Here is an 11,619-nt window from a genome sequence, read left to right as displayed (position 1 = left end):
TGCTCGCCGACAGCGGACACACTGCGCACCGACGCCTGCGAATCGGTGGGTATCTTTGCCGATGATTCGATGTCGAGGGTGGCGGCCACACCGGTGTCGGTGAGTACCACCGAAGACACCTTGCCGACGTTGACGCCGCGATAGCTGACATTCGCGTTCTGGTACAGCCCGCCGGAACTCGGCAGCTCAAGCGTGACAACATATTTGCCAATGCCTGCCATCTGCGGGACACGCAGATAGAAGACCGCTATCGCGATGAGCGAGATCACCGTGACGATCGCGAAAATCGTGAGCTGCATACGGACGAATCTGGTTATCTTCATTGGCTACCGACCGCCTTGTCCGGGCGACACAAAGGGATTGAGGCCACGTTTGGCCGCGCCCGCGGGCTTACTCGTCAAACCTTCTGGGCCGACCACCCGGCTCGCTAAGACCGACGAAAACAATCCGCCGCCGAGTCGCTTGAAGGTCAAATCCAGTGTCAGATCGGAATTCACGTAGTCGCCCTTGACGATCTTGGGGATGGCGGCCTCATAGAACGGGAAGGTCAGCAACAAGCCAAGGGATTGAGTCAGTGCCGGCCCGGTCTTCGACAGTTGGTCGACCACCGGCACCAGATTCTTGATGATGACCCGCAGATCGGTGTCGTTGGCTTTCAAGATGGCATCGGTGGTGGACGACAATCTGCCCACCGCCGCAAGTGTATTGGTGAATTGCACGCGTTGATCGACGAGCAGTTGCAGGATCTGCGGCCCGTCGGTCAACGCCCGCTCGATCGTCGGCGTCTGAGCGTTCATCGTCGCCGAGAGCCGATCGATACCTTCCATCGCGCGAATTATGTTGTTGCGCTGAGCATTCAGGTCCCCGACCAAGGTGTTCAGACGTGGGATGAGTTTGGTGATCACATCCTGTCGGCCCGCGAACACGGCGTTCAGTTCGTGCACCACATCGCCGAACTGCGATAGTCCACCACCGTTGAGCACCACCGACAGTGAACTCAACACTTGCTCAGTCGTCGGAAAGGTACACGCTTGAACCTGTTGTGCCGCAGTGATATCTGGGATCGGATTCTCCGGTGTCGCGAGGTTTTCCTGTTCCGGACATTTGGTCAGTGGAATTTCGTCGCCAGGCCGCATCATGCCCTGCGTCGGATTCTCCGGCTGCAGGATCGCCAGATGCGACGACCCCAGGACGCTCGTCATACCGACCATCACCTGCGAACCGCGCGGAATCCGGGCGCCCTGGTTGAGCCGCAGCACCACGTCGGCGTTCCAGTCCTTCACCTTTATCGAACCGATCGACCCGACGGTGGCGTCGTTTAGCATGATCGGCGCGTTCGTGACCAACCCGGCCGCCGACGGAATCATCGCCGAAATCTCATACGACCCATCACCGGTACCCGGCGCACCCGGCACCGAAACAGATTGCGGCCCTTCAAATCCGCAGGCACTGGCCCCCAGCGCCAGCGCCCCGACCACGGCCATCGCGATAACGGCCCGCCGGCCGGCTCCTAATCGGTTCGCGCGCATCACTTCTCACCACCGTAGGGAACCAGCAAGTTGCCGAGTGGAGTGTTGCCGTTGTCTTTGCGAGTCTGCGCGTCGAGCTGCCGGATGTCAGCCTGAGCGCGTGCTTTCACACTTGCGTTCTGGTACTTGATCTGATTCGGCCGTGCGTTCACTCCGGTCACCGGATTGGCCAGGAACGGTGGGTAATTCATGGTGAATGACGCGAACAACGGCGCGATCGTGTCGACACACTTCTCGACGTCCTTCTGATCCTGACCCGGCCGATCGTTGGCCTGCATGGTGCCGCAGAGCAACGTGACCAGGTTGGAGCCCATACCAAGGCCGAAGATACCCGACAGCGATCCGAACAAGGGGTTGTAGATGTTGTAGAAGTTCGCCAGCTGAGTCGGACCGGAGTGCAAGAGTCCTTGTACCTGCTCATCTTTCGTTCGCAACACCGTCGTTGCGGTTGACAGGCGGCGGATCGAATCCGACAGCGTCGAGCCGTTGGTGTCGATGAACGACTTGATGTCCGATAGTGCGCTGTCCAAGTTGTGCAGTGCACCGTTGAGGGCAGTGGTGTTATTCGCCAATACCGAACTGACCGAAGCGATCCGGCCGTTGAACTGCATCATCTGCTCATGACTGGTCGAGAGCGAGTCGGTGAGTTTCTGCAGACTCCGGATAGTGGCGAATAGATCGCCGCGCCCCGACGACAACGTCCCCATCACATCGGAGAGTTCTTTGATCGACGAGTTGATGGCTTTACCGTTACCGGCCAGGTTCTCGTACGCGACGTCGACCGCATCCGACAAGGTGCCGTGGTCGGTTCCCTTCGGCCCCACGGCGTCGGTGAGCCTGGTCAACTGCTTCTTGACATCGTCCCATTCCATCGGAACCGCGGTGCGTTCCATCGGAATATCAGCTCCGCCAACCATTGTCGCGCCCTCGGTGTACACCGGAGTGAGCTGAATGAATCGTCCCGACACCAGGCTCTGCGCGACGATCACAGCTTTCGCGTCGGCCGGAACCTTGACATCCTTGTCGAGTTCCATCGTTACTTTGACCGCGTTTGGCTGCGGCGAGATCGACGTGACCCGCCCGACGTTGACACCGACCACTCGAACCGGATCACCGTTGTACAGGCCGGTGACACTTGCGAAATACGCGGTGACTTTATTCTTGGTCGCCGCCTTGTACCCGAAATAGCCGGCGAATAGTAGTGCGAGGATCACCACAACGGCGACGATCACCAACCAGGTCTTCTTACTGATAGCCATCGTCACCCTCCTGTTCTCGGCTTGGTCGATGTCGTCAGCGGTGGGTACGACGTACGCGGCTTGGTGGTCTGTGGCGGCCCGGCCGTCGGGTACGGCACTGTCGGCTTCGGCTTGGGCTTGTTCTCGTCGTATCCCGGTACCAGAGAATAGTTTTCGGGGTTGAGAATGTTGGTGTAGCTGTACGCCTGCCAGATCTCCGGATACTTCTGCCGCAAGATCTTCATGAAGACCGCGGTGTAGTCACCGAAGGTCGGAATGCCGACCAACGAGGAGAAATACGGACCCGAGGCGACGGCTTCACCGAGGGTGTTGGCGTAGGGGCCGAGCTGGTCGATGGCCTGGCCGAGCACCTTCTGATTGTCGTTCAGAACATTGAGCACACGGTTCAGCTTCAGCAGCACCGGTTTGAGTTGTGCGTTGTTGTCCTTGATGAATCCACTGATCTGCGCGGTCACGTCGCGGGTGCCGGTGATCAGCAGGCCGATGGCCTGCTGTCGCATCTGCAGCTCGCCGAACAGCGAATTGGCATCCAGCAGAAGGTCATTGATCTTGTCACTGCGGTCGCCGAGGATCTTGGACACTCTATTTGCCTTGGCGAGCAGTTCGCGTAGCGAGTTGTCTCGATCGGCGATCGCCTTGGAGACTCGGGAGACACCGTCGACCGCGCCGCGCACCGACGACGGCGTTTGTGAGAACGCCTTGGTCATCGTCTTCAATGCTTCGTTGAGTTGGTCGACGTTGGTTTCCGACAGTGTGTCGGTCGCTCCCTCGAGAGCGTCCGAAAGCGAATACGGCGACACGGTGTTCTCGTTGGGAATCTCGCCACCGGGTTTGATCCGGCCGGGCCCATGCGAGATGAGCGTCAAGTTGCGGCGGCCCAGAACCGTCTCGGTCTTGATGGATGCCTGGGTGTCGATGCCGAACAACACGTTGTCGGCGGTACGGAAATTGACCCGCGCTTTGGTGCCCTTGTCGGTGGCTGCGAGCGAAATCTTCTCTACCGTACCGACAGTGACTCCCGACACCACCACGACGTCGCCGGCGACCAAGCCACCGGCATCGTCGAAATACGCGCTGTAGGTACTGATCGGCGAAAGATAGGGCAGTTTGTCCATCTGCAACGCGACGACAACCACCATCGTGGTGAGCGTGAATCCAATGACTCCCGCTGCGGCGCGACTGCGGGCACCACGTTTGTCATCGCGCGCCGCGTCGGCATCGGCTGACGTGTTTCGCCGATTCCGGAATAGACCACCAAATGGAACACTCATGTGTTGTCACACCTGTTCCCTGGGCGAGAATTCTTTGTCGCATCAAGGGTCACCACCGAGATCTGGGTGTTCCCCGGCCCGGTGAAAAGCAACCGTTGCTTGCATAGCCAAATCTGCAGCCACGCACCGTAAGATCCTAGATTCGACAGGGTCTTGAAGTCATTTGGCAAGCGCGGCAACACTTCCCGCACGTAACCCTCGCCCTTGTTCATCTCGTCGGCGAGTTTGCCGGTATCAGTTACCAGCGACTTCAATTGCGGACGCGTGTCGGTGAGCAACGACGCCAAGTCGTTGGTAACCGCCGACGTCGACGACAGCGCCTGACCGATCGTCGTGCGGTCGGCGGCAAGTCCGTCCACAAGTTGATGCAGCCGATCCAAATCTGAGGAGAACCCCTGCTGATCGGCGTCGAGTGTGCCCAGGGTCTTGTTCAGATTGTCGATCACCTGACCGATCAACTCATCTCGGTCGGCCAGGCTGTTGGTGAACTGCGACGTTGACTTGAGCAGCGAAGTCAGCGCGGGTCCCTGGCCCTGAAACACCTGGATCAGCGATTCGGAAAGTTCATTGACCTCGGTCGGGTTGAGAGTACGAAACAGCGGCTTGAAACCGCCGAGCAGCTTATCGAGGTCGAGTGCCGGCTCGGTCTGCGAGATCGGGATCTGACCGCCGGGGCTGATCGTCGAATTCACGTCTCCCACACCGCGTTGCAGCTCGACGTATCGGTCGCCGGTTAGGTTTTCGTATCGGATCAGCGCGCGCACACTCGACGGCAACGGGTAGTCCTCGTCGACGCTGAAGTCGACCTTGGCCTCCGACGACTGGGTGAGTTCGATGCCAGACACCGCACCCACCTCGACGCCAGCGATCTTTACCTTGGCACCGGTTTTCATCGATGACGCACTGGTGAACATCGCCGAATAGTCGTAGGAGCTGCCCGGCCGGTATCGGCTGAACACCACCACCAACGCCACGAACACCAGGATCATCGTGATAGCGAAGATGCCCAGTTTGATCAGGGTCGCGCGGAACGCGCGTGCTCTACTATCCACGGGGCGGTGCTCCAAACAACAACTGAAAGACCTTCTTGGAATTGAACTTTGGCGTTGTGCGCGGCTGGTAGGGCTGCGGCGCGTTGTCGGTCACGTAGAAGTCAGCCTTCTTCTTCGGCCGTGGATTACTCAGTCCCCCTTCACAAGTCGGCGGCCCGTCGGCGTTATTCTCGGGAAGGTTGTACGGATACCGATACGGTTCCTTACCGGGCAGCAGGCCGGCGTTGAGCTTGAGCTGTCCGTCATTGAGACCGAAGATCGGCGCGGCCATCTGGCCGGCGGCGGCCGTCGCGGTGATAAAACATCGAAGCCCCGGAGCCTGATAGCCCAGCAACGTCGCAGTGGGATTGAGGTTGCTCAGCATTTTGATGATCTGCGCCTTGCGCGGCGCGAGGATACCGTCGATCGTATTGGCCATGCCGGTTGTATTCACCAGCAGCGCATCGAGATTCGACGTGTTGTCGACCAATGTATTGCCCAGGAAGATGGTGTTGTCCACGGTGCGCAACAAATCCGGCATCACGTCGGCATAGATATTCGTCGCCGACGCCGCCTGCTCGAATAACTCGTTGAGTTCGGGGAGATGCGGATTGGTCTTGGCTAACAACGTCGACAGCCCGGCCAAACCCCGACCGATATTGTCACCATTGCCGTCCAGCGCGGTATTCAGCGCGCCGATCGTGGCATTAAGCTTTTCCGGCTGCAACTTCGCCAGTACCGCTACCAGCTTCTGATAGACGGTGTTCAGTTCCACTACTACGTGGTCGGCGTCGATGACCGCACCCGCGCTCAGCGTGCCGACCGGGCCACTCGCCGGGACGTCGAAGTTAACTGCCTTGGCGCCAAAGATAGTGTTGGACTTGATATCCGCGGTCACATTGGCTGGGATCATCCGCAGTTGATCCGACGAGATGTTGAGTGTCAGAACCGCATGGCCGTCCTTCTGCGTGATGGAGTCGACCCTTCCAACTTCCACTCCGCGCAGTTTGACCTTGGCGTCGGGATTCATCACCAGACCGGCGCGCGGCGCGACGACGGTAATCGGCTTGGTCGACTTGAAGCCGCCGAGAAATTGGATGCTGGCGGCGACGATCAACGCCACGAGCGCGATCACCATTGCGGCAGCCGCGAGCTTGCGAACGCCGTTGCTACGTTCCTGCTTTCGTGACATCGCTCAGCCCGCCAAGTTGAATTTGCCGTCTGCGCCGTAGATGGCCAACGAGGTCAATAGGGTGATGACGACAACCACGACGAGCGATGCCCGCACCGCGTTGCCGACCGCGATACCTACGCCGACCGGACCACCGGACGTGTTGAAGCCGTAGTAGGTGTGAATGAGCATAACTGCGACGGCCATGCAGATGGCCTGTACGAACGACCACATGATGTCGGAGGGGATTAAGAAGGTGTTGAAGTAGTGGTCGTAGACACCGGGCGATTGACCGTAGAGGAACACGGTCGCGAAGCGGCTGGCGATGAACGACGCCAGCGATGCCAGTGCGTACAGCGGGATGATGGCAACCAGCCCGGCGATGATTCGAGTGCTGACGAGATAGGGGATCGACGAGATCGCCATGACTTCGAGTGCGTCGATCTCTTCGCTGACTCGCATCGCGCCCAACTGTGCCGTCGCCCCGGCGCCAATCGTTGCCGCGAGGGCGATGCCGGCGATAACGGGTACCGCGATACGCACGTTGATGAAGGCGGAGAAGAAGCCGGTCAACGCCTCGACGCCGATATTGGCCAACGAGTTGTAGCCCTGCACAGCGATGGTGCCGCCGGTAAACAGCGTCAGGAATCCCACCACGACGACGGTGCCGCCGATCATCGCAAGCGCGCCGGTCCCCATCGAGATTTCGGCGATCAGACGCAGCGTTTCCTTTTTGTACAGACGCAGCGCTTTGGGTATGGAAACGATGCTGTCCCAATAGAACAGCGCCTGGTCCCCGATTTGGTTCCAGTCTTCGCCGATATTTTTCGCGGCTACGCGAGCACCTCGCAGTCGGGTGGTGAATGGGAGAACCATATTAACCCGCCGTCGCTTTCAGACCGACCGCGGTCACCACGACATTGACCACGAACAGCGCCATGAACGAATAGACAACCGTCTCGTTGACGGCGTCGCCGACGCCCTTGGCTCCACCCGAGACATTGAGTCCCTGGTAGCACCCGACCATGCCGGCGAACAGACCGAACAGCGCCGCTTTGACCATCGAGATCATCAACTCGCCGAGTCCGGTGAGCAGGGTGAGGTTTGCCAGGAAGGCACCGGGGTTCACATCCTGCAGGTAGACGGAGAAAACAAAGCCGCCGCCAATACCAATGGTGCAGACGAGACTGTTAAGTAGTAGCGCCACACCTGTCGAGGCGATGATGCGCGGCACCACCAGTCGGTGAATCGGGTTGATACCGAGCACTTTCAGTGCGTCGATCTCTTCGCGGATCGTACGTGCGCCGAGGTCGGCGCAGATGGCCGTTGCTCCCGCGCCGGCGACGATCAGCACCGTCACGATAGGACCAATCTGAGTGATGGTGCCCAACGCGGCACCCGCTCCGGACAGGTCCTGCGCGCCGATCTCTCGCAACAAGATGTTGAGTGTAAAACTCACGAGGACCGTAAACGGAATGGCGACGAGCAATGTCGGCACCATCGAGACGCGGGCGATCGCCCACGACTGTTCTACGGTTTCCCGCCATTGAAACGGGCGCCGAAACAGCTCACGGGAAGACTCAACCCCAAGTGACACAAAGTCACCGACCGCCGAAAACGGCGTCGCGAGCTTGCGAATCACCTGCACTCCTAACGCGCGGCTGTGGCGAACCTACCATGCCCGAAACAGTCATATGTCTTAGTTCATTAGCGCACTTGCGGAGAACGATATTGACGGATCACGATCAGCAAAGTAGCTGGTAAGCGATCCGCCGAGTTCTCCGGCGCGCCAGGAGTCACAGTCGGCGTTGAACACGTGGGCTGCTTGCGGTGCCGCCATCAAAGTGACCTTCGGACCGTACACGATGAACACCTGACCGTTGACACGGTCTGAGTCTGGCCCAGCTAGGTATTTGACAAGCTCAACGACGTGTTCAGGAGAGAGTGGATCGACGCCGTCGGTCGGGGCGTCACCAAAGACGTTCTCGGTCATCGCGGTACGAGCACGCGGGCAGATGGCGTTGGATCGGACCCCAAACCGATCCAGTGCGCGCGACGCCGAAAGCGTGAGCGCGGTGATGCCGGCTTTCGCTGCCGCGTAGTTGGGTTGGCCGGCTCCGCCGAGTAGACCGGCCTCCGACGACGTGTTGATCAGGCGGCCGTAGACCGGGGCGCCCGACTCTTTGGACTTCGCTCGCCAGTAGGCGCCGGCATTGCGGTTGAGCAGAAAATGGCCGCGCAGATGAACTCTGATCACCAGGTCCCAGTCGTCGTCGGACATGTTGAACAGAATTTTGTCGCGGATCACTCCGGCGTTGTTCACCACGATGTCGAGTCCGCCGAGTGTCTCGGTAGCGGTCCGCATGATCTCGGTGGCTGTTTCCGACGCCGAGATGTCGCCGGCCACGCCGACCGCGGTGCCACCGGCGGCCTTGATGACGTCGAAGACATCGCTCGCATCCAACGCACCGGCGAGGTCATTGACCACAACGGTCGCGCCCTGCGACGCCAATCCGATCGCCTCCGCGCGACCGAGTCCGGCACCCGCGCCGGTAACTACCGCGACGCGGCCTTCGAGTGAAGCAACCACTGATTCAACCTTCCAAGCACTGCTGACAAGTTTTGCGCCCCCCAAAACTAGAACCTGTTGCAGTACCATACAGGCATCGACCAAAACGGCAATCGTTTCGGCCGAATCAGATCACTCGTCCAAACTCAACGCCGACTTCGGGCAGCTCGCCACCACCTGGCGTAGTTCTTCGACCCGTTCGGCGGGTACCTCTTCTTGCAAAATGACCAGGTAGTCGTCGTCATCCAGGTCAAAAATGTCCGGTGCCATACCCACGCAGATGGCATTGGACTCGCAGAGATCGAAGTCGGCCTTGATTCGCATCCCACACACTCCTACTGGTCGTCGACGCCTGTTGACGCAGCCGCCGCTTTCGGGTTAGAACGTGTTACAGATTATAGAACACCCACCGCCCGTTATGGAGTTCTGATGCGTATCGCCTACACCGACCAGCAAGCCGAGTTGCGGCGCGAGCTCCGTGCGTATTTCGCGAAACTCATGACGCCCGAGCGTCGTGCCGCGCTCACGTCGACGTCGGGCGAAATCGGTGAGGGCACCGCCTACCGCGACGTCGTGGCACAGATGGGAGCCGACGGTTGGCTGGCACTCGGCTGGCCCGAGGAGTTCGGCGGCCAGAACCGGTCGATGATGGATCAGCTGATCTTCACCGATGAAGCGGCGATCGCCGGCGCCCCGGTGCCATTTTTGACCATCAACTCGGTCGCGCCGACCATCATGCACTACGGCACCGACGAGCAGAAGGCGTTTTTCCTGCCGAAGATCGCGTCGGGTGAATTGCATTTCTCCATCGGCTACTCCGAGCCGGGCGCCGGCACCGACCTCGCCTCATTACGTACGACCGCGGTCCGCGACGGCGACGACTTTGTCATCAACGGTCAGAAGATGTGGACGTCGCTGATCCCCTACGCCGACTATGTCTGGCTCGCATGCCGCACCGACCCGAGTGGCTTAGAACCCAACGGCCGCAAGCACAAAGGCATTTCGATGCTCATCGTGCCGACCACCGCCGACGGCTTCAGCTACACCCCGGTGCACACGATGGCCGGCGTCGACACCAGCGCGACCTACTATTCCGATGTCCGGGTACCCGCGACCGCCTTGGTCGGCGAGTTGGGTAAGGGCTGGCCGCTGGTCACCAATCAGCTCAACAATGAGCGCGTCGCCCTGTGCAGTGCCGCGCCGATTCAGCACGCACTACGCGAGACCATCGAATGGGCCCAGAACACAAAGACTTCCGATGGTTCTCCGGTGATCGACGCCCCGTGGGTGCAGTCGAATCTCGCACAGGTACATGCCGGCGTCGAGTTTCTGAAATTGGTCAACTGGAAGATCGCCTCGGCCGCGTCGTCGGGCGGTGCGCCGAGTCCAGCGGACGCATCGGCAACCAAGGTCTACGGCACCGAATTCGCCCCCGAGGCATACCGATTGTTGATGCAGGTCGTCGGTCCCGCGGCCACCCTGCGACAAGGCAGCTCCGGGGCACACCTGCTCGGCCGCCTCGAGCGCTTCCAACGCTCCTCCCTCATCCTCACTTTCGGCGGCGGAACCAACGAGGTGCAGCGCGACATCATCGCGATGCTCGCCCTCGGACAACCCCATCAGCGACGCTGACCTGACGTTCCTGTACGCACCCGACGAAAAGGTATTCGATACCAATGGATTTCACTCCCGATGAAACAACCGCCGAGGTCGCCGGGCTGGCCGCCGACATCGCCGCCAAGTTGTCCGGCCCGGAGAAGGTCGCGGAATTGGAAGCGGCCGGCGCCCGACTCGACGTAGACCTGTGGCGCGAACTCTCCCAGGCGGGACTGCTCGGACTCGAACTCCCGGAGAAAGTCGGGGGCGGCGGCCTAACGGTTGCCGATACCATCGCCGTGGCCGAACAGCTAGGCCGCGCACTGGCATTGGTTCCCTACGGCCAGCACTCGATTGCCGTACTTCCGACACTTGCCGCCTTCGGCTCCAAATCCCTGCGCGGCGACTGGCTCGAACGCGCCGCCGCTGGACTTGGCGTCCTGGGCGTCGCGATCGACGAAGACCTCGGCTACGACCCGGCATCGCCGGCAACCTCCCTACATCGAGACGGAAAGTCGTGGAAGCTCAACGGCGCCAAAGTGATCGTCGCATTCGCTACCGCGGCCGATGCACTGCTGGTTACCGCCGCCGGCCCGGACGGCTCGGTCGTCGTGCTGGTTCCGACCGAAGCCGATGGGGTACGAATCACCGCGACACCGTCGACCGGGCTCCTGCCGACGGCGCAGGTCGACTTCGACGCGGTAACCGTTCCGGATGAGGCGGTGTTGTCCGGTGGCAGCGCCGCGGTATCAACTCTTCTCGACCGCGCCGCCCTCGCGGCATGTGCCGAACAGTCCGGCATTTTGGAACGAGCACTGGAACTGACGGCGGCATATGCTGCCGAACGGGAGCAATTCGGAAAGCCAATCGGCGCGAATCAAGCTGTCGCACAACGCCTTGCTGACGGGTACATCGATGTTCAGGGACTGAAGTTGACCACCGCTCAGGCGGCGTGGCTGCTGGCCAACGGTGATCAGTCGTCGGTCGCGGTGTCGACGGCGAAATACTGGGCCGCCCAGGCGGGGCATCGAGTCTCGCACACGGCAGTCCACGTGCACGGCGGCGTCGGACTCGACACCAGCCATCCGGTGCATCGATACTTCTTGCGCGCCAAGCACAATGAGTTCGGGCTGGGGTCGCTGCCGGCGACGCTGGCAAGCATCGGAGCAGCACTCGCCGCCGAACCAGCCTGA

At 60.6% G+C, this 11,619-nt stretch carries 12 protein-coding genes; 2 read left to right on the top strand and 10 right to left on the bottom strand.

Features of this window, described 5'->3' with window-relative positions; translation table 11 throughout:
- The 10 genes from GOEFS_RS01390 to GOEFS_RS01345 all read right to left on the bottom strand — a co-directional run.
- Nucleotides 1–323: MlaD family protein (locus GOEFS_RS01390; protein WP_007316074.1), on the bottom strand; the 323-nt coding region annotated here is incomplete at its 3' end.
- Nucleotides 324–326: 3 nt separating this feature from the next.
- Nucleotides 327–1,529 (bottom strand): MlaD family protein, encoded by a 1,203-nt coding sequence (locus GOEFS_RS01385; RefSeq protein WP_040524226.1) that lies wholly within the window; start codon nucleotides 1,527–1,529, stop codon nucleotides 327–329.
- Entirely contained in the window at nucleotides 1,529–2,788 is a 1,260-nt protein-coding gene (locus tag GOEFS_RS01380) for an MCE family protein (protein ID WP_007316072.1), read from the bottom strand. The genes GOEFS_RS01385 and GOEFS_RS01380 overlap by 1 nt, the downstream gene beginning before the upstream one ends.
- A gap of 2 nt (nucleotides 2,789–2,790) precedes the next feature.
- Nucleotides 2,791–4,059 carry an MCE family protein gene (locus tag GOEFS_RS01375; protein WP_007316071.1) on the bottom strand — a complete coding sequence of 423 codons (1,269 nt, stop codon included), beginning with the start codon at nucleotides 4,057–4,059 and terminating at the stop codon, nucleotides 2,791–2,793.
- Nucleotides 4,056–5,111, bottom strand: a complete 1,056-nt coding sequence (locus GOEFS_RS01370) for an MCE family protein (protein WP_007316070.1) — start codon at nucleotides 5,109–5,111, stop codon at nucleotides 4,056–4,058. Before GOEFS_RS01370 ends, GOEFS_RS01375 begins: the two co-directional genes overlap by 4 nt.
- Nucleotides 5,104–6,282 (bottom strand): MCE family protein, encoded by a 1,179-nt coding sequence (locus tag GOEFS_RS01365; protein ID WP_007316069.1) that lies wholly within the window; start codon nucleotides 6,280–6,282, stop codon nucleotides 5,104–5,106. Before GOEFS_RS01365 ends, GOEFS_RS01370 begins: the two co-directional genes overlap by 8 nt.
- A gap of 3 nt (nucleotides 6,283–6,285) precedes the next feature.
- Entirely contained in the window at nucleotides 6,286–7,137 is an 852-nt protein-coding gene (locus tag GOEFS_RS01360; protein WP_007316068.1) for an MlaE family ABC transporter permease, read from the bottom strand.
- A gap of 1 nt (nucleotide 7,138) precedes the next feature.
- Nucleotides 7,139–7,903 carry an MlaE family ABC transporter permease gene (locus GOEFS_RS01355; RefSeq protein WP_007316067.1) on the bottom strand — a complete coding sequence of 255 codons (765 nt, stop codon included), beginning with the start codon at nucleotides 7,901–7,903 and terminating at the stop codon, nucleotides 7,139–7,141.
- A gap of 57 nt (nucleotides 7,904–7,960) precedes the next feature.
- Nucleotides 7,961–8,851 carry a 3-oxoacyl-ACP reductase gene (locus GOEFS_RS01350; protein WP_040524231.1) on the bottom strand — a complete coding sequence of 297 codons (891 nt, stop codon included), beginning with the start codon at nucleotides 8,849–8,851 and terminating at the stop codon, nucleotides 7,961–7,963.
- Nucleotides 8,852–8,962: 111 nt separating this feature from the next.
- Nucleotides 8,963–9,154, bottom strand: a complete 192-nt coding sequence (locus tag GOEFS_RS01345; RefSeq protein WP_007316065.1) for a ferredoxin — start codon at nucleotides 9,152–9,154, stop codon at nucleotides 8,963–8,965.
- Between the two features lie 105 nt (nucleotides 9,155–9,259).
- On the opposite strand from GOEFS_RS01345, the gene GOEFS_RS01340 reads away from it, so the two are divergent.
- Nucleotides 9,260–10,462, top strand: coding sequence for an acyl-CoA dehydrogenase family protein (locus tag GOEFS_RS01340; RefSeq protein WP_007316064.1), 1,203 nt, complete (start codon nucleotides 9,260–9,262; stop codon nucleotides 10,460–10,462).
- A 44-nt stretch (nucleotides 10,463–10,506) separates the two neighbouring features.
- A complete protein-coding gene (locus GOEFS_RS01335; RefSeq protein ID WP_007316063.1) occupies nucleotides 10,507–11,619 on the top strand; it encodes an acyl-CoA dehydrogenase family protein in 1,113 nt (370 codons plus the stop codon).

It is taken from the genome of Gordonia effusa NBRC 100432 (assembly GCF_000241305.1).
GTDB lineage: Bacteria > Actinomycetota > Actinomycetes > Mycobacteriales > Mycobacteriaceae > Gordonia > Gordonia effusa.
Note: the sequence above shows the minus strand (reverse complement) of the source record. Positions and strands in the feature narration are given on the sequence as shown.